Annotated in this window: 16 protein-coding genes; 11 read left to right on the top strand and 5 right to left on the bottom strand. The window is 64.9% G+C overall.

The features are described 5' to 3' along the window. Nucleotides 1-65: 65 nt before the first annotated feature. The gene (locus H8B02_RS22165; protein WP_229168234.1) at nucleotides 66-1,157 is read left to right on the top strand and encodes a glycosyltransferase family protein; all 1,092 of its coding nucleotides are present in this window, start codon (nucleotides 66-68) and stop codon (nucleotides 1,155-1,157) included. Between the two features lie 80 nt (nucleotides 1,158-1,237). On the opposite strand, the gene H8B02_RS22160 is transcribed toward H8B02_RS22165, so the two are convergent. After that, nucleotides 1,238-2,551, bottom strand: a complete 1,314-nt coding sequence (locus H8B02_RS22160; RefSeq protein ID WP_229168232.1) for an O-antigen ligase family protein — start codon at nucleotides 2,549-2,551, stop codon at nucleotides 1,238-1,240. Continuing rightward, nucleotides 2,548-3,543: a glycosyltransferase family 2 protein gene (locus tag H8B02_RS22155; protein WP_229168231.1), complete on the bottom strand. Its 996-nt coding sequence runs from the start codon at nucleotides 3,541-3,543 to the stop codon at nucleotides 2,548-2,550. Before H8B02_RS22155 ends, H8B02_RS22160 begins: the two co-directional genes overlap by 4 nt. A gap of 406 nt (nucleotides 3,544-3,949) precedes the next feature. On the opposite strand from H8B02_RS22155, the gene H8B02_RS22150 reads away from it, so the two are divergent. Next, nucleotides 3,950-5,038, top strand: coding sequence for a radical SAM protein (locus tag H8B02_RS22150; protein WP_229168229.1), 1,089 nt, complete (start codon nucleotides 3,950-3,952; stop codon nucleotides 5,036-5,038). Nucleotides 5,039-5,110: 72 nt separating this feature from the next. Here H8B02_RS22150 and H8B02_RS22145 read toward each other — a convergent pair whose 3' ends face one another. Together H8B02_RS22145 and H8B02_RS22140 are read right to left on the bottom strand one after the other, a co-directional pair. Continuing rightward, nucleotides 5,111-6,079 carry a glycoside hydrolase family 26 protein gene (locus H8B02_RS22145; RefSeq protein WP_229168228.1) on the bottom strand — a complete coding sequence of 323 codons (969 nt, stop codon included), beginning with the start codon at nucleotides 6,077-6,079 and terminating at the stop codon, nucleotides 5,111-5,113. Beyond that, on the bottom strand, nucleotides 6,069-6,365 hold the full coding sequence (locus H8B02_RS22140) for a hypothetical protein (RefSeq protein ID WP_229168227.1): 297 nt from the start codon (nucleotides 6,363-6,365) through the stop codon (nucleotides 6,069-6,071). Before H8B02_RS22140 ends, H8B02_RS22145 begins: the two co-directional genes overlap by 11 nt. Before the next feature lie 132 nt (nucleotides 6,366-6,497). On the opposite strand from H8B02_RS22140, the gene H8B02_RS22135 reads away from it, so the two are divergent. From H8B02_RS22135 to H8B02_RS22100, 8 genes are all read left to right on the top strand, one after another. Next, nucleotides 6,498-7,424: a DUF6492 family protein gene (locus H8B02_RS22135; RefSeq protein ID WP_229168226.1), complete on the top strand. Its 927-nt coding sequence runs from the start codon at nucleotides 6,498-6,500 to the stop codon at nucleotides 7,422-7,424. Beyond that, the gene (locus H8B02_RS22130; RefSeq protein ID WP_229168225.1) at nucleotides 7,418-8,860 is read left to right on the top strand and encodes a lipopolysaccharide biosynthesis protein; all 1,443 of its coding nucleotides are present in this window, start codon (nucleotides 7,418-7,420) and stop codon (nucleotides 8,858-8,860) included. Before H8B02_RS22135 ends, H8B02_RS22130 begins: the two co-directional genes overlap by 7 nt. A 4-nt stretch (nucleotides 8,861-8,864) precedes the next feature. Beyond that, nucleotides 8,865-9,680, top strand: a complete 816-nt coding sequence (locus H8B02_RS22125) for a class I SAM-dependent methyltransferase (protein ID WP_229168224.1) — start codon at nucleotides 8,865-8,867, stop codon at nucleotides 9,678-9,680. After that, complete coding sequence (locus H8B02_RS22120) at nucleotides 9,677-10,429, top strand: polysaccharide deacetylase family protein (protein WP_229168223.1); 753 nt, start codon at nucleotides 9,677-9,679, stop codon at nucleotides 10,427-10,429. The genes H8B02_RS22125 and H8B02_RS22120 overlap by 4 nt, the downstream gene beginning before the upstream one ends. A gap of 150 nt (nucleotides 10,430-10,579) precedes the next feature. Beyond that, nucleotides 10,580-12,142, top strand: a complete 1,563-nt coding sequence (locus H8B02_RS22115) for a GumC family protein (RefSeq protein WP_229168221.1) — start codon at nucleotides 10,580-10,582, stop codon at nucleotides 12,140-12,142. After that, a complete protein-coding gene (locus H8B02_RS22110) occupies nucleotides 12,088-12,897 on the top strand; it encodes a P-loop NTPase family protein (RefSeq protein WP_229168220.1) in 810 nt (269 codons plus the stop codon). The genes H8B02_RS22115 and H8B02_RS22110 overlap by 55 nt, the downstream gene beginning before the upstream one ends. 65 nt (nucleotides 12,898-12,962) lie before the next feature. Then, entirely contained in the window at nucleotides 12,963-14,069 is a 1,107-nt protein-coding gene (locus H8B02_RS22105) for a glycoside hydrolase family 5 protein (RefSeq protein ID WP_229168218.1), read from the top strand. A gap of 91 nt (nucleotides 14,070-14,160) precedes the next feature. After that, nucleotides 14,161-15,663, top strand: a complete 1,503-nt coding sequence (locus H8B02_RS22100) for a hypothetical protein (protein ID WP_229168216.1) — start codon at nucleotides 14,161-14,163, stop codon at nucleotides 15,661-15,663. A 59-nt stretch (nucleotides 15,664-15,722) separates the two neighbouring features. Here the strand turns inward: H8B02_RS22100 and H8B02_RS22095 are convergent, their stop codons facing one another. Further along, on the bottom strand, nucleotides 15,723-16,322 hold the full coding sequence (locus tag H8B02_RS22095) for a 3-keto-disaccharide hydrolase (RefSeq protein ID WP_229168215.1): 600 nt from the start codon (nucleotides 16,320-16,322) through the stop codon (nucleotides 15,723-15,725). A 219-nt stretch (nucleotides 16,323-16,541) separates the two neighbouring features. On the opposite strand from H8B02_RS22095, the gene H8B02_RS22090 reads away from it, so the two are divergent. Next, nucleotides 16,542-17,012: a cupin domain-containing protein gene (locus tag H8B02_RS22090; protein WP_229168213.1), complete on the top strand. Its 471-nt coding sequence runs from the start codon at nucleotides 16,542-16,544 to the stop codon at nucleotides 17,010-17,012. Nucleotides 17,013-17,154: the final 142 nt, after the last annotated feature.

Below are 17,154 nucleotides of genomic sequence, written 5' to 3'. Positions count from 1 at the left end.
AATGTCTCGCCGATATGGCTAACCGCGACGTTTCCGGAGCCGGCCGCCGTGGCCGACAGGACTGAATGACTGAACCACCCCGATATCGCGCGCTGTTTCTCGGCGCCGGGCCGCGGATGCACTGCGGCGTCGGGCAGTTCACCCGCCTGCTGCAGGAGACGCTCGACAAGCTCGAGCCCGGCGCTAGCACGGCGTTAACCCTGACCCACACCGACGGCACGATCGCCGAGACCTGGCGCGCGGTCGGCAGCGCCGAGAGCGTGGTCTGCAACTTCCCGATCGTGGCCTGGAAGCGCGTGATCGCGCGCCCGCTGCTCGCGCTGCTGTTCGCCCGGCTGCGAGGCCGCAAGGTTGTGCTGATTCAGCACGAATGGGCCGGCCTCAACGGCATCCGCCGGCTGACCTATATCCCCGCGCTGTGGCTCGCCAACACCATCGTGATGTTCTCGCCGCTGGTGCGCCGCGAACTCGCCGATGACCGCATCATGCGCGGCATGGTGCGGAAATGCGTGCTGGCGCCGCTGCCGCCGAACATCGCCGCGCCGGCCGGCTTTTCGGATTCGATGCTGTTGCAGCGGCTCGTCGCGGCACGCAGCAACGGCCAGCTCATCGTCGGGCATTTCGGCTCGATCTATCCCGGCAAGCAGCCGAACGGCCTGCTCGAGATCGGCGCGATCCTGAAGCAGCGGGGCCTGGAGCCCTTGATCGTCTATGTCGGCTCCTTCATCCGCGGCACCGACAACATCGAGCAGAAGTTCTATGCCCGCGTTGCCGAGCTGGGGCTGAAGGGCGACGTGATCGTCTCCGGCTATGTCGCGTCCGATCACGAGGTGTTCGGCCTGCTCGGCGAGATCGACGTATTCTGTTACTCGCTGGCCGAGGGCCTGACCGCGCGGCGCTCCAGCATCCTGGCCTGCGTGCAGTCCGGCCGGCCGCTGATTGTCACCGGCCCGGCGCTGCCGGACGAATTCGACCACCATCCGCGCTTCAAGGAATTGATCGATCGCGGCGCCATCCTGCTGGTGCCGCGCGATGCTGACAGTGCAGCCTATGCCGACCGGATCGTCACGGCGCTGAAGCGGGCAACGGTCCCGGTGCCGTTCGATTTCGACGGCTGGTGGACGGACGTTGCCAACGCGGTACGCGCGCAGCTCTAGCTATTTTTGAGCATGATCTCCGCGCAAACGCTACGCGTTTGTCGCGAGGAAAACCGCTTCACACTTTTCCGGGTCAAGCTCTACGCCCGCATCCGGAACCGGGCCAGATAATGCAGCCCGAATACCGCGATCAGGAATGTCACCCAGATCGTATCGGCGCGATCGAGGAAGAAGCTCTCCATCGACGACAGATAGAGGCCGAACAGCCAGATGCGCAGGAACAGCATCGTCAGCGGGGCGTCATTGCCGCCGCGATCCGCAGCCTGGAAGTCGCGCAACGGCTTGACGACAACGGCCGCGATCAGCAGCACGAGACCCGGCAGACCGGTCCCGAGCGCGGTATCGAGATAGCCATTGTGGCTGTGCGAGGCGTAGCCCGCCCACTCCTTGCCTTCCTGCAGGTTCTGGATCGCGCTGGTGCCCCAGAACGACTCGAAGCCGTAGCCGGTCCATAGCCGCTGATGCAGCGATTCGAGGGCAAAGGCCCAGATGTCGGCGCGGCCGGTGAAGGAGGTGTCGATCGGCATCCGGCCGGCGATCGCGGCAAGCGTATCGCTCATCACAGTGCCGACGCTGAACAGATTGAGCAGCACCAGCGGCGCCAGCAACAGCAGCGCGCGGCCCCAGAGCGAGCGAACCACCGGCATCAACGCGGTCAGCATCAGCACGGCGACACAGAGCGCGATCGCGCTCTTGCCGGCGGTGAAGAACAGGAACACCGCGGCGAGCCCGGTCACGGCGACGCCCGACAGCCAGCCGCCGGTTCGCATCAGATAGATGCCGAGGAAGATCAGCATCGCCATCATCGCGGCCGCGACGTTCTTGTGGCCGAACGCGCCGCGCCAGTTGCCGGCAAGCGCCGGCTCCTGCGGATCGGTGGCCTGGTGGATCGACAGATGCGGCGCCAGGAAGACGCCGAGATAGCAGGTCACCAGCAGCACCAGCGCGGCAATGCCGAACCAGCGCATCAATTCGCCCTGCGATTTCGGCAGCAGCAGCAGCGTCGCGGTCACCACGATGACGAACATCGACAACGCCAGGCGGCGCAGCGAGGTGGCGGGATCAGACGACAGCACGACGGTGACGCAGATCCAGCCCGCGAACAGCAGGAAGGCCGGCGTCAGCAATGATTTCAGCGCCGGCAGATTGTCGCGTAGGGTCAGCGCCAGCATCGCGACCATCAGCACGCCGAACAGGGCGTAAAGCACCGCATCCTTGCCGGTGACCACGTCGCCGACATAGAAGCCGCTCAGATCCGCGAACGGACGTAGCGATATCCAGACCAGCAGGAGAATACCGACAAAGAATGCGCCGCGGACGATATCCATCACCGGCCGGCGCGCAATGTCGGCGATCAGCGCCCGGCTCTCCGCGGTGACGGACAACTCACTCACGACGCGATCTTGGAAGCTGCGTAGGGCTGCGGCTCGATGCCGAGCACGGCAAGCGCGCTGCCGACCGCGACCACCATCGGGTGCATCGCAATGACGGCCTGCTGCTCGCGCAGCACGATGCGCGTGAAGCGATACAGCGAGAACGGCACCAGACCGAACATCTTGGCCTTGACGGCCGCGCGCGACCACATTGTCTGCGCCGCCTTGCGCTCGATGTGATAGTTGATCGCGCCGATCCGCAATCCGCGCCGCACGATCCAACCGAGACTGGTCCGGGTCGAGGGAACGGTCTCGCTGATGACGGCGTCCGTGACCCAGAAGAAGCAAAAGCCGGCGCGGCGCGCCCGCGCGAAGAAATCGTGGTCGCCTCCGCCGAGGAAGTTGAAGCGCAGGTCGAAGGCGGGCTGTCCGAGCTTGTCGAACACCGCGCGCAGGATCAGGCAGTTGCCGCAGCCATAGATCACCGGGACAGGACCGCTGGCATGATAGGCCGGCGCGAACGCCGGATGGCGCTTGAGACTGCCCTTTTGCTTGTCATCGAAATTCGGCCACACCGGGCCGCCGACGATCTCGGCGCCGGAAGTCTCGGCCGCCTGCACCATCCGCTCCAGCCAGTCCGGTGAGGCGACCTCGTCGTCGTCGATCATCAGGAAGTTCTGCGCGTTCGGAAAGGTCTCGAGCGCGGTCTCGAACGCCGCGTTGATCGCCCGGCAATTGCCCTGCCGCGGCTCGACGATGCAGACGCCGCTGAGCTTGCCGGAATTGAGAAACTCGGCGGCGACCGGCGCGCTCTCGCACCGCGAGGCGTCGTTCTCGACCACAACGATCGCGAAGCTGCGCTCGGTACACTGCGCCACGATGGACTCCAGCGTCAGCCGCAGGTGCTTCGGGCGCCGGAAGCTCGGAATGCAGATGACGGTCTCAATGGAGCAATCCAGCGCGGGCGAGGTGGTTACCCAGGCGCGGTCCGCTACAGCAAGCTCGGTCGACATCTCCATGCCCTCCTGGCAATCGCGATCCGCACGACGCATCATCCCGGCACGGATCGGAATGGGACATGGCCGTCCCAAGGTGACCGACGCGGGCGGCAATACGGACGCGGATCGAACGTTACGGCGACCTCATGGCAAAATCCGCTCCAGACGAGACCTGCGTTACCGCAACTTCGTCGCAAGGTTAATTTGAAGTCGAACGAAACGATTTGCAGGGATAGACGGCCGCGTGGAGCCGCGTGGCCTCGAGATCGGCGCCACGCTGTTAGCTGATCCTTAGGGTTAAGAGCCGTCACGCGCGAGCGCAGCGGGTCTTGCGTTCCAGTTGGCATTCAATTTGCTGATCAACCCATAAATCCTCGATCGATCCGGTCGCAACAACGCAAAACACTGCCTGAGGTTCACCTTGAAAGCGCTCGACCTCGTCTCGCTCGGCACCAAGCACGTCCGCAACGCCCTCTCGGAAGAGCTCTATTTGCGTACTGGACGCGACGTCACCCGCCCGGCCGCGATCTTCGCCGAGGTGGTCGAACGCTGCAATTACAAGTGCCGTTACTGCGACTACTGGCGCCGTCCGAACTATCGCGACGAGATGTCGATCCCCGAATGGCAGCGCGCGCTCGCGAGCCTGAGGGAATTCATCGGCGCCTATCACGTCGAGTTTGCCGGCGGCGAGCCCTACATCAAGAAGGGCTTTCTCGATCTCTTGCGATTCTGCCGCGACAACGACATCCACTGGGGCGTCACCACCAATGGCGGCGCCTACCTCAACAAGAAGATCGTGGCGCAGACCGTCGAGGCGCGCCCGTTCAACATCAACATCTCGATCGACTCCACCGATCCGGCGATCCACAATTACTCGCGCGGCGTTGAGAACTCGCTGAGCGACATCGTGCAGGGCATCCGCAACGTCGCCGAACAGCGCCGTGCCGAAGGTCTTGATTTCCCGATCATCATCAAGCCGGTCGTGCACCGGCTGAACTTCCGCCGCCTGCCCGAAATGGTCGACTGGATCCAGCAGATCGGCGCCACCGCGCTGAGCTTCCAGCCGGTCGAGCAGGGCACGCAGGAAGTCGAGGACGAGCTGTGGATCGGTGAGAACGAGATGGACGATCTCATCAAGGTCCGCGACGAGCTGCTGCGGTTGAAGCGCGGGGGCGCGCCGATCCTCAACGGCGAAGCCGTGCTGCGGGCCTGGCCGAACCATTTCCGCCGCGAGAAGGCGCCGAAGGAAGTGATGCCCTGCCGCGTCGGCATGCGGAATTATTTCATCCGCTCCGACGGCCGTCTCGAAGTGTGCTGGTTCTTCAAGCCGATCGGCAACGTGCGCACCCAGACCGCGCGCGAGATCTGGTACAGCGAGGAAGCCCAGGCCCGCCGCAAGGAGACCATCGCCTGCGACAAGCTCTGCCTGTTCACCTGCCTCGCCCAGCGCACGCTGCAGGACAAGCTGAAGATGGGCCTGACGCTGTTGACCAACACCAAGGCCGCCTGACGCAGCAAGAGAGGAACAGCAGAGCCCGATCGGTCCACGGACAGATCGGGCTTTTGCTTGATCGTGTTGAGCTCAGCCCGCGAACAGCTTGCGGAACAGGCTCGCGGATTCCGGAAACTGGCCGTTGTCGATCTGCGTCGGCCACAGGCCGTCGACATCGAAATAGGCCGCGTAGGCGATCGCAGCCTGATTGGCGACGAACCAGTCGTGCATCTGCTGCACGAAAAACGCGTTGTCACCGGACTGGCCGACGCCCCATTCCGGAAAGCTCATCAGCTTGCCGTGCTTTGCTGCGAACGTGCGCTGCCATTCGAGACCGAAGGGCGCTTTCAGACAGGAATTGGTCCAGCGCTCGGCCGGGCTGCCGTCCGATTTGAAGTCATAGACGTCGAGGCCGATGAAATCGACGACGTCGTCGCCGGGATAGGCGGCGTCGGCCGGCATGTCCTGAGCTCCCCAGCCCGGACACCAGTCGAATTTGAAACTGCGGGAATGGCGACGGAAGATTCCGACCACGCGGCGGAACGCCTTGATGTAATCGTCTTCATGGCCCTTGGCGAACCAGCCCATGTTGGAGATGTTCATCTCCCAGCCGAGGCGAATGATCGCCTTCGGATGCGCTCCCGCAATCGCGCGCGCGGCCGTCTCGAACTCGGCATCGTGCACGCCACCCGCGACATCGGCGAGCGGCGTGCCGGTGACGGTGAGCGGCACCGACCACACCAGATTGCGCGACGGATTGAGCTTCTTCCAGAGCCCCGGCACCCAATCGAGCTTGTGGAAGTCGTCCCAGCTGCTCTGGCCGTAGAAGTCGACGCCGAGCACCGACGACCGGGGCCGATTGAGCCATTTCTCCCAGGCCTGCAACACATGCTCACGGCCGGTCTCGCCCCAATTGACAAAGGCGCCGGCGAACCGCGCCAAATTCGCACCGAGTCGAGACCGGGGTGGCGGCGCGGCCCGCGCGGTCGACAATCCGCCCAGGGCAAGCGCCGCGACTACGAGGACACCGCGCCGCGTGATTCCGCGATCAGTTGGCATCGTGCGCTCCAGCCGGCTCGCGCGCGGCGCGCGTGCCAAAAGCACACAGCGCCGACAGTGCGGATGTCTCGAAATGGATTGATGGTGCGGCCCGCCGTTCAGCCGTGCCGCTCACCTGCCGGAAATACCATCCAATCTGCATGTGCACTCGCCTGCGCCGACCAAATCGGCATTCGAGACGCCAGCACTGCAATATCCGGGCAACATCCCGATCCAGCGTCAAAATCGCGCAGCCGAGCGATGTTTTCCGATCCGTCAAGGTCCGCGGCGGGCCGTCATTTACCATTGCTTAACCATCGCCGCCGCCGGCAGGGCGGTCAAAACGCTCCGGCACCGATCTTGCTGAACTGAGGTTCAGGACAAGTCTGGCGGCCACGATGTTCCGCCCTGACACGGTGTCGCCGGAGAGAGTTACGAGATGAACCCTGTCGCGTTGCTGACCCCGACCTATGGGCGCGATCTGGAAATCTGCACGCTGCTCTGCGAGAGCGTGGATCGTCACGTCACGTCCTTCTCCAGGCATTATCTGCTGGTGCCGGATTGCGACCTGCCGCTGTTTGCGCCACTGGCCAGCGAGCGCCGCATCATCATTCCGGCCTCCTCCTTTCTGCCCGACTGGTTGCGGCCGCTGCCGCGCATGATCCAGCGCAAGCGCCGCCAGTTCTGGTGGTCGTTGCGCGCCAAGCCGGTGAACGGCTGGCACGTGCAGCAGATCCTGAAGATCGCGGCGACGATCGCCTTGCCCTATGAGCGGTTCTGCATCCTGGATTCCGACATCGTGTTCTTCCGCGATTTCGATCTTTCGCGCTTCCAGTATCCGAACACGATCCCGCTGCTGAAGATGGCGGACGCGGTCACGGCCGACCAGCCGCGCCATTCGCGCTGGCTCGAGACCAGCCACCAACTGATCGGCCTGCCGACGCCGCCCTTCCCGGCACCGGACTTCATCGGGCACATCATCTTCTGGGACAAGCAGACCACCCGCGCGCTCGCCGAACGCATCGAGGCCGTCAGCGGGATGAGCTGGATCGAGGCGCTGTGCCGAACCCGCGAGTTCTCCGAATATCTGCTGTATGGCTTCTTCGTCGAGAACGACGAGTCCGCCGCATTGCGCCACTCCGACGTACCGAAGACGCCATGCGTCAGCTACTGGGACGATCCGACCCTGAGCAAGGGCGAACTCACCCGGCTGCTGCTACGCGCCAACAAGGACGACGTCGCGTTCTCGATCGCATCGTTCTCAGGGACGCCGGTCACGACAATTCGTGAGGTCGTGGCCGAGAGCGACGCGATCCTGGCGTCGTCGGCGGCCACAAGGCTCTCGGAGCTCGCCGCATCATGCTGATCGGACAGGCCAGCATCAACCTGACGGCCAACGTGCTCTCGGCGCTGCTTGGACTGCTCAGCGTGTTCATTTTCACGCGGCTGTTCGCACCGCATGACTATGGCATCTTTCTGCTCGGCGTTGGTTTCGCGTCGGTCATATCGGTCTTCCTGGTCGGCTGGTTTCGCAACCTGATCCTGAGCGGCCACGCCCGCAACGACGGCACCGACGTCCGCGGGCTGGTGGCGTCGGGTTACCTGATCTGCTGCCTCACCGCCCCGATCGCCTATCTGCTGGCCCGCTTCGTCGGTCTCGATACCGCTGCCGCGCTTGCGGCCGTGGTTCTCGCCATTGCGATCGGCCTGTTCGAGCTGACGCAGGATCTGCTGCGTGCACGGCTGAAGGCGCTCTCGGTCATGAAGGCAACGCTGGTCCGCGCGGCCGCCCTGCTCTGCCTTGGTGTCGTGGTTGCGCTGGTCAGCCCGACCGGCATCCTGCTGCTGCTCGCGGCCGCCTCGGCCTATCTCGTCGCCGTGCTCGTGCAGTCGCGCAGCGCATGGCGCGACACCATCATCAATTTCGACCGTGCCGACCTGCGCTCGCTCGCCCGCACCGGCCTGCCGCTGACCTTGTCGCTGACCCTGCTCGCGATCTCGAGCGTGACCGATCGCTTCATGATCGCGAACCTGATCGGCGCGGCCGACGCCGGCAAATATGTCGCCGCGCTCGACCTGGTGCGCCAGACCCTGATGATGCCGGCAATGAGCATGGCCGCGGCGTTCTTTCCGATGGCCGTGCAGATCCATGCCCGGCAAGGCGACGCCGCGGTCAGGACCCATCTCGCCGATTGCCTCGAGCTGCTTGCCGGCGTCACGCTGCCGGCCTGTCTCGGCTTTGCGCTGATCGCCCCGCATGTCGCCAACATCGTCCTCGGCGCCGACTTCCGCGCGGTCGCAAGCGAGATCATGCCGGTCATCGCGATCGCCGTACTGTTCCAGGTGCTGACGCAGCAATATCTGCATGCGAGCTTCCTGCTGTCGGGACGCAACTCCTTCTACCTGATCAACACCGCCTCGATCATCGCCGCGAATGTGATCCTGTCCTACGTGCTGGTCAGCCTCGACGGCACCATCGGCGCGGCCTGGGCGCGACTCGGCGCCGACATCACGGGCTTTGTCTGCGCCCTGATCCTGAGCCGCTTCGCCTTCCAGATTCCGATCCCGCTCGGCCGGCTCGCGCTGATCGCGATCGCCGCGCTCGCGATGGCGCTCACCGTCGGCGCGCTCGACCGCGCTCTCGACCTCGCCGATCTCCCTGCCAGCATCGTGCTGATCGGGGCCGGGCTCGCCGTCTACGCCGCGCTCTGCTGGCTGTTCAACATCGCGCGCCTGCGCGGCCGGCTGAAGCGGGGCCTTGTCATGTTCCACACCAGATCCGCAAACAGCAACGTTGGATGAGCCGATGAACAGATCCCTCGCGCTTGCTACGCGTCCCGCCCCGCTCACCGAACTCTCGATGCCCGTCCCCGCTGAAATCCATCCGAAATCACTGCTAGCTTTGCCGCCCGGCGAAGCCAAGCAGAGCCTGCTCACGGTTCACAGCATCCTCGAGGCCCGGCTGCCGGCCGGTCCGCTCTCGATTTACGAGGCCGGCGGCGGCTCGACCAGCTATCTGCCGCTCGGCGTGCTGCGCCGTTCGCATGTGACCGTCGTCGACATCGACGCCGATCAGATCCGCAACAACAGCTATGCGCAGGAAGCCATCCTCGGCGACATCCAGACCCATCGCTTCCCGCCGCAGCGTTTCGACCTGATCATCTGCTACAACGTCATCGAGCACATCCCCGATGTGGAGGCCGTGCTGAGCGGGTTCTGCGAGGCACTGAAGCCGAACGGGCTGTTGCTGATCGGCGCACCGAACCCGAAGTCGCTGTCGGGCATCGTCACGAAATACTCCCCGCACTGGTTCCACGTCTGGTTCTACCGCCATGTGCGCGGCGAGAAGCACGCCGGACTGCCGGGCGAGGCGCCGTTCCCGACCCATTTCCATCCGCTGGTGACCCTTGGCAACCTCGAAGCGTTCGCGGCCGGCCGCGGACTGCAGGTCATCTACCGGAAGAAGTACGAGAGCCCGCGCTATCCCGAGATGCGCCGGCGCAAGCCGCTGCTGGCCGCGATGATCGACGCTGGCGCAAAGACGATCAACGCGTTGCTGCCGGGCAAGATCGACGTCCGGCACGGCGACTACCACGTGATCTTGCGGAAGCTTGGCTCATGAATGCATTGTGGTCGGAAGCCAGGGTCAAGGTCAGTCACCGGCTGGCGATGCATGTGCAGGTCGAGCGTTTTCGCCTGAATAATGCCACGCCGATGGTGTCCTTCACTTTTGACGACCTGCCGAAGAGCGCGGCGACATTCGGCGCCGACATCCTGGAATCCTACGGCGCCCGCGGTACGTTCTACGTGTCGGGCGGGCTGGTTGGACTGGACGCGCCGGGCTGGACCACCGGCAGCGCCGACGACGTCGTCTCGCTGCATCGCCGTGGCCATGAGGTCGGCTGCCACACGTTCTCGCACCGCCGCGCCTGCGATCTCGACGAGACCTCGCTGGCCGCGGAGATCGCGCGCAACCGGACCTATTTCCATTCGCTCGATCCGACCATGCCGGTCGAGAGCTTCGCCTACCCGTTCGGCTACGGCTCCTACGCGCGGAAGCACCAGTTGAGGTCCGAATTCCGCACCTGCCGCAGCATCGTGCCCGGCGTGAACAGCGGCGAGGTCGACCTGCAATTCCTCCGCGCCATGCCGCTGATCGACCGCCAGATGTCCCGCGACCGGATCGACATGGCCTTCGCCGAGGCGGCAAACATCAACGGCTGGTTAATTTTCTACAGCCACGACGTCGCCGACGCGCCGAGCCTTTATGGCTGCACGCCTGAGTTGATGACCTACGCGCTGGAGGCGGCGGCGCGGCGCAATGTCCCGGTGCTGACGATGGCGGAGGCGTTCCGATGCGCCCGCGCTTAAACCCTTTGTTTGCCTTTCTGGTGAATAGTCGGCGAATGAGTATGGTTAATTTTTCGTGTTGCGCCTTCGCGTCGCCTCGTGCGCGTTGCGTGGCCCGAAAGAGTGCTCCTCAGCCGATGCGTGCGGCCATTCAGACGGAAGCTGGGGTCGATGCTTAGCTATGACCAGCCGATCAACCGGGCCAAGCCGGAGCCGCGCCGGGGCGCAATCCCGGCCGGCTTCAACGTGCTCGAGCTGGTCCGGCTGTTGTGGGTGCGCAAGGTCGCGATCGTCTCGGTCGCGCTGCTCTCCGCCTGCATCGCGGTCGTGATCGGCAAGAGCCTGACACCGAAATATACCGCGGGCGCCCAGCTCTATGTCGACCCGCGCGAGCTGCAGCTGGTCGAGCGCGAGCTGACCCCGCGCGCCCAGGACGTCTCCGGCCTCGCGATGGTGGTCGAGAGCCAGTCGCGCCTGATCACGTCAAACAACGTGCTGCTGCAGGTGATCCGCGACACCAACCTGGTGAAAGATCCCGAGTTCGGCGGCGGCGCCGCGAGCACGGGCCTGCTCGCCTCGCTGCTCGGCCTGTTCGGCATCGAGCCGCGAACGACGGCGGAGCAGCAACAGCAGATCGAGATGACGACGCTCGACACGCTGAACCGGCATATCAACGTCAAGAAGACCGATCGCACCTTCATCGTCGACATCGACGTGTGGTCGCATGATCCGGTCAAGGCGGCGATGCTCGCCAACGCGATCGCCAAGGCCTATCTCACCGAGTCCAAGCAGTCGCAGGCCGAGGCCGCGCGGCGCGCCACCCGCGACCTGTCCGGCCGGCTGAAGGAGCTGCAGCAGCGCCTGCGCAACGCCGAAGAGGCGCTTGCGACCTACAAGGCGCAAAACAACTTCGTCGGTTCGCAGGACAATCTGCTCACCGACCAGCAGCTCTCGGTCGGGAACCAGCGGCTGGCGGCGGCGCGAGCGCTCACGCTCGATGCGCAGGCCAAGTATGACCAGATCGAAGCCAGCCGCCGCGGGTCGATGGACGCGGGCGCGACCGCCGAAGCGCTGCAGTCGCCGACCATCGCCAATCTGCGCTCGCAATATGCCGATGCGAAGAAGCGCCAGGCCGAGCTGCAGGGCGAGCTCGGACCGCGGCATCCGGCGCTGCGCCAGGTCGAGCAGCAGGTCGAGGACCTGCGCCGGACCATCAAGGAAGAGATCGACCGCTTTGCGGTATCCGCGAAGAACGATCTGACCCGGGCGCGCGACTATGAAGCGTCGCTCAACAAGGCGCTCGACGTTCAGAAGCACCAGAGCGTGCAAATGAGCCAGGCGTCGGTGCGGCTGCGCGAGCTCGAGCGCGAGGTCGATGCCAGCCGCGACGTCTATCAGTCCTTCCTCAAGCGCTCGCGCGAGACCGAGGAGCAGGAGAGCCTCAACACCTCGAGCGCGCGCGTGATCGGCGATGCGACGATCCCGCAGCATCGCACTTTCCCGCCGCCGATGAGCCTGCTCGCGATGATCGGCTTCATGTTCGGCACCCTCGCCGCCGCGGCGTGGATCGTTGCGGCCGGCCAGCTGGCGCCGGCGCCGATCCGATCCGTCCCAGTGTCCAGCCGAAGCAGGACGCCGCACCGGAGCGGCAGCCCGTCATCGCCAAGGCCAAGCCGCCGGTGCAGGCACCGCCCGCGATCCAGCCGGCAGCCGCTCTCATCGACAAGCCCGTGATCGAGAAGCCGCTGATCGCCGAGCTGCAGGAATCCGATGTCATGCGCACGCTTGGCGGCATCCTGACCGGCGACAGTCCCGCCGACGTCACACGGTTCGGCTGGCCGACGCTGCGGACCAGTTCGGCGCTGGGGCCGTTCTCCAACACGATGCGGCAGATCCATGCGGCGCTGGCGACGGGCGCCGCTCCGGAGACCGTCCCGGTGCTGGCCGTGATCGGCACCGCCGACGATCCCGACCACAGCGTTGTCGCACTCAACATCGCACTCGTCGCCGCACGCGACGGCGCCCGTGTCCTGCTGATCGACGCCGATGCAACCGTCCACGCCCTGACCGACAGGGTCTCGCATCCAGTCCAGAGCAGGCCGAGCCGGCTCGACTGGCTTACCATCGGCAGCAAGGCGTCCCGCGCCATCAACACCGCAAACGGCATTGCGATCCTGCCGGCGATCCAGGGCAATCCCGCCAAGGCCAGCGAGGCGATCCAGAAGGCGATCGCGCAGGCGCGCTCCGCCGGCGGCCACGACCTCGTGATCCTCGACGGCCCGCCGATGCCGTGGGGTGCGGACGAACGGCAGCTGTTCGACTTAGCCGACGGGCTGATCGCGGCGCTGCCGGTGGATCGCGACATCAACGCGTCAATGGAAGACATCATCACCGCGCTCGGTGGCGCCGAGCGCAAGCTTGCCGGTGTCGTGCTCAACGAACTGCTGTCCACCGTCACAGGTCAGCAGCACGACAGGCAGTATGCGTGAGACACGCGCCAGCTGCGCCGCGTTCGGCGTCGTCGCTGCGACATTGATCGCGAGTTGATCGTCCAATGGCCCGGCCATCGATCCCCGCCATCGTCTTCGCCGCATCCATTCTGCTGTCCGTCGCCGCGCGGGCCTGCCCAGCCCTGATCGAAGGCGTCCCGGCGGACCGGATCAAGGCCTTGTCACGCGGTGTCAACGCCGACGGCTGGATCGTCGATCCGCGGTCGGCGCCGCCGCGCGGCCTGCTGCTCGAACTGCGCAAGGCCGGCCTGACCCACATCCGGCTGCCGGTGCCGGCCGACTTCGTCATGCCGCGCTTCACCACGAAGGCGGAGATCGACAACCGGCTGCAAACCGTCGATGCCGCGCTGAAGACCCTGCTCGCACTCGGCTTTGCCGTTTCGATCGACCTGCATTCGGGCCAGCACTTCAACGCGCTGCACAAGGACCATCCGCCCGGCGCGATGGCCGAAATGAAGAGCGCCTGGACCGCGCTCGCGCGGATCATCCAGCGCTATCCCTCCGATCGGGTCTTTGCGGAACTGCTGAACGAGCCGGAGGTCGATGCGGCGCAGTGGCAGGGCGAGGTCCGGGAGCTGGCCGGCTTCATTCGCCAAATGCTGCCGCAGACCACGCTGATCACGGGGCCGGTCAACTGGCAGCGTGCGGATTCGCTGCCGGGCTTCACGCCGCTCGACGATCCGAATGTCGTCTACGCCATCCACTTCTACGATCCGATGGTGTTCACCCATCAGGCCCATTGGGATTCGAACGAGCCGCTTCACGACGTCGTCGGATTGCCCTATCCGATCCGCGCCGACGACCCGAAGGTTCAACAGTTGCGGGAACAGCTGACCGCGCTGAACAGACCCAAGGCGCTTGCGATGGTCGACCGCGCCATCCAGGGTCCCGCCATCGACAAATGGCTCGAGCCCGCGGCCGCCTGGCAGCAGCAATATTCCCGTCCGATCATCATCAACGAATTCGGGGTGCTCAAGGCCGGCGCGCCACGCGACAGCCGGTTGCGCTGGCTCGCCGGCGTCACGGCCTACGCCCGGCAGCAGTGCTGGGGCTGGACCCATTGGGAGCTGTCGCAAGGCTTCGGCCTGGCCGACGCCGTCACTGGCAAGGCCGACCGCGACGTGCTGAAGGCGCTGTTCGGGACGCGCTAGCCATCTGGTTAACCGGTTCTTACACAATGCGCGGCTAGATCGGCGATGCGGGTGTGGCACGCCACCCATCCGGTCATTTAGGTCAGAGCCTGTGCGAGCAGACATAGCCCCGCGGCCGCTGTTGGCCGGCGACCTCGTTCCTGCGCTCGGCATCGCCGTGGCATCGATCGCTTTCGCGCCGATCATGCAGGTGGCCAATGCAGGGCTCGCGATCGTCGTCGAAGGCCTGATCGGCTGCGCCATCGTGCTCGCGGCGCCGGCCTATGCCCCATCGATCGCCGTCTTCATCATCTTCTTCCAAAATCTGTTCGTCTCGATCCTGTCGTCCTACATCACGACCGAGCAGGAGATGGATTTCGTCAAGGGCTACAATTTCCTGATCTGCGCGGTCATGTGGCTGGTGACGCTGGCGCTGTACATGCTGCGCGAGCGCCAGCATTCGCCCGAGATCGACCGGATCATGAATTGGGGGCTGATGACCCTCGCGGTCGTAGGGATGTATTTCCTGCTCGGCGCCACGCAGGACGCGCATGCGGCCCTCGTCTATCTGCGCAACATCGCGTTTCCGCTGTTTCTGTTTCAGCTCTCGCTGCTGACGGCCGCAACCTTCGAGATCCGCATCACGCCGTTCCTGGTGACCGTCGCCACGCTGCTGATCGTTTGCGGCTATGTCGAATTGCTGTTTCGCGATTTCTGGCTCGAGATCACCAATGGCTACACGTTCTGGCACTTCGACGAACTCAAGGCGACCCGCTCCGGAGCCTGGGAAGCCGAAATGCGCCAAACCGGCAATGTCCCGGTCGATCTGATCGACCGCTTCCGCTTCAGCTTTCTCAACAGCCCGCTGTTCGAGGATCTCGGACTGTCGTCGATCTTGCGCATCTTCGGACCGAACATGAGCCCGATCAGCTTCGGTTACGGGATCGCCTTCTCCATCCTGTTCCTGTTCGCGGTCGGGTATCGCTGGCTCGCGCTGGCCGCGATCCCGCTGCTGATCCTCTGCAGCGTGAAGGGCGCGCTCATCCTGGTCATCTTCGTGGCCCTGGCCTGGACGGCGACCTGGCTGCTCGGCGCCACCATCACCCTTGCCGTCGCACTCGTCGGACTCGTGCTGTATGCCATCGCGGCGATCTACATAGGACTCCAGATCGGCGACTTTCACGTGATCGGCTTCATGGGCGGCTGGGACGGATTCCTGCACAACCCGATCGGCCGCGGCCTCGGCGTCGGCGGCAATCTCTCTGAAGGTTACTTCTCGATCGACTGGAACGCCGCGCAAGCGGCCGGCACGATGGACGGCGCGGTGGAGAGCGCCGTCGGCGTCCTGCTCTACCAGATGGGCATCGGCGCAGTGGTGCCGCTTGGCTTCTTCTTTGCGGTGGCGCTGAAGGCCTGGCGTCTCTACGCCTCGTCCGGAATCCTCATCCAGGGACTCGCTGCGTTCGGCACGATGGTCGTGCTGGTGAACGGCATCTTCCAGGAAGAGGCGCTGTTTGCGCCGCCGGCGCTCGGGCTGTTGCTGTGCCTGACCGGGCTCGTGATCGGTCATCATCTGCGCACGCAGGGCAACGATCTGACCACCTCCGGCGGATAGTACATGACACGCGATCAAGCCCGGCCGCGGCGCGACCGGGCTCTCCTCGGCGCACGTTGTCAGAGCGGCTTGATCTGCACCTTGCGGAACTTGACCACGCCGGAACCATACTGGAGCGCGACGTAGCCGCTGGCGTGCTTGGAATCCTGCGCGTCGACGGTCTTCTGACCGTTCAGCGTCACGACGAAATGCGGCCCCTGCGCCGTGATCTCGTAGACGTTCCACTTGCCGGCCGCCTTCGGCATCGGATCGACCTTGCCGACGTCGACGATCGCGCCGGTGCCGTAGGTCGGATCGGGCCGCTTGTCGAAGATGTTGACCTCGTAGCAGACCTTGGAGTCGATCACCTTGTTGCCTTCGCAGCGGATGAAGACGCCGCTGTTGGCATCCTCGTCGGTCCAGAACTCCGCCCTGATCTGGAAATCCTTGTATTGGGTCTTGCTGACGAGATAGGAGAGATCCTTGCCGTCGAGCTTGTCGGCGACCAGCGCGCCGTCCTTCATCGCCCAATTGGCCTTGCCGACCTCGTCCCAGTCGCCCTGCTTGGAGCTGTCGAGCAGCGTGACCCAACCGTCATCGCCGGATGCGGCGGTGGAAAATTGCAGCGCGGCCGCACCGATCACGAGTCCCGCCGCCAGTATCGACAGTTGCTTCTTCAAGGTTATCCTCCCGTCTCTTGGTTGGCGCGCAACCTATCATCGTCTGCAGCGGCGTAAATGCGTTTTTCATATTGCACCTGCGTTGTGTCACGGCCCGATGCCGCAATCTTGAGAGCAGACATGCGGGAGCGTGCCTTGTCCGGCGCAAGCGAGAGCGATTAGCATCGTGCGATATACGGGCGCGGCAGTCGCCCGAACGAACTGACCTGGGAGAACACGATGACGGCGTCGAACCGGTCCTGGCGATACCTGATGATGCCGCTGGCCGTTGCCGGCACGCTGAGCGTCGGCTCCGCGGCCGAGCTCAATCCGGCCGCCGTCACCTACAAGCTGCCAGACCAGATTCCCTGGAGCCCGGTCGACGCGCGCGGCGCGCAGAATGCCGTGGTGGTCGGCGATCCCTCGAAGCCCGGCTTCTACATGGTCTACACCAAGTGGACCAAGGGCAATCACTTCAGCCGTCCGCACTTCCATCCCAACGACCGCTACATCGTGGTGCTGAAGGGCACGTGGTGGGTCGGCTCGGGCCCGAAATTCGATCCCGATCACGGCACCGTGGCAATGCCGGCCGGAAGCTTCGTCACCCATTTCGGCAAGCAGGTGCATTGGGACGGCGCCAAGGACGAAGACGCCGTGCTGCTCATCATGGGCGAAGGCCCGGCCACCGCGACCGAGGTGGAACAGAAGTAGCCGCGTTGCGCGAAGTGGGGGCGATGCTATCATCACGGCCCAACGAAGGGCTTCCGATGCATCCCGCCGCCAAGCTGCAATTTGCCCGCATCGCCGACGAGTTCGCGCGCTGGCGCGCCATTGCCGAACCGGAACGGCCGCC

This window comes from Bradyrhizobium altum (assembly GCF_020889705.1).
GTDB lineage: Bacteria > Pseudomonadota > Alphaproteobacteria > Rhizobiales > Xanthobacteraceae > Bradyrhizobium > Bradyrhizobium altum.
The sequence above is the reverse complement of the archived record's forward strand: the minus strand, read 5'-3'. Positions and strand labels throughout refer to the sequence as shown.

Coding starts and splice junctions, on each gene's coding strand:
- H8B02_RS22165 (WP_229168234.1), top strand. CDS start 66: ATGACTGAACCACCCCGATATCGCGCGCTGTTTCTCGGCGCCGGGCCG.
- H8B02_RS22155 (WP_229168231.1), bottom strand. CDS start 3,543: ATGTCGACCGAGCTTGCTGTAGCGGACCGCGCCTGGGTAACCACCTCG.
- H8B02_RS22145 (WP_229168228.1), bottom strand. CDS start 6,079: ATGCCAACTGATCGCGGAATCACGCGGCGCGGTGTCCTCGTAGTCGCG.
- H8B02_RS22140 (WP_229168227.1), bottom strand. CDS start 6,365: ATGGTAAATGACGGCCCGCCGCGGACCTTGACGGATCGGAAAACATCG.
- H8B02_RS22135 (WP_229168226.1), top strand. CDS start 6,498: ATGAACCCTGTCGCGTTGCTGACCCCGACCTATGGGCGCGATCTGGAA.
- H8B02_RS22130 (WP_229168225.1), top strand. CDS start 7,418: ATGCTGATCGGACAGGCCAGCATCAACCTGACGGCCAACGTGCTCTCG.
- H8B02_RS22125 (WP_229168224.1), top strand. CDS start 8,865: ATGAACAGATCCCTCGCGCTTGCTACGCGTCCCGCCCCGCTCACCGAA.
- H8B02_RS22120 (WP_229168223.1), top strand. CDS start 9,677: ATGAATGCATTGTGGTCGGAAGCCAGGGTCAAGGTCAGTCACCGGCTG.
- H8B02_RS22115 (WP_229168221.1), top strand. CDS start 10,580: ATGCTTAGCTATGACCAGCCGATCAACCGGGCCAAGCCGGAGCCGCGC.
- H8B02_RS22105 (WP_229168218.1), top strand. CDS start 12,963: ATGGCCCGGCCATCGATCCCCGCCATCGTCTTCGCCGCATCCATTCTG.
- H8B02_RS22090 (WP_229168213.1), top strand. CDS start 16,542: ATGACGGCGTCGAACCGGTCCTGGCGATACCTGATGATGCCGCTGGCC.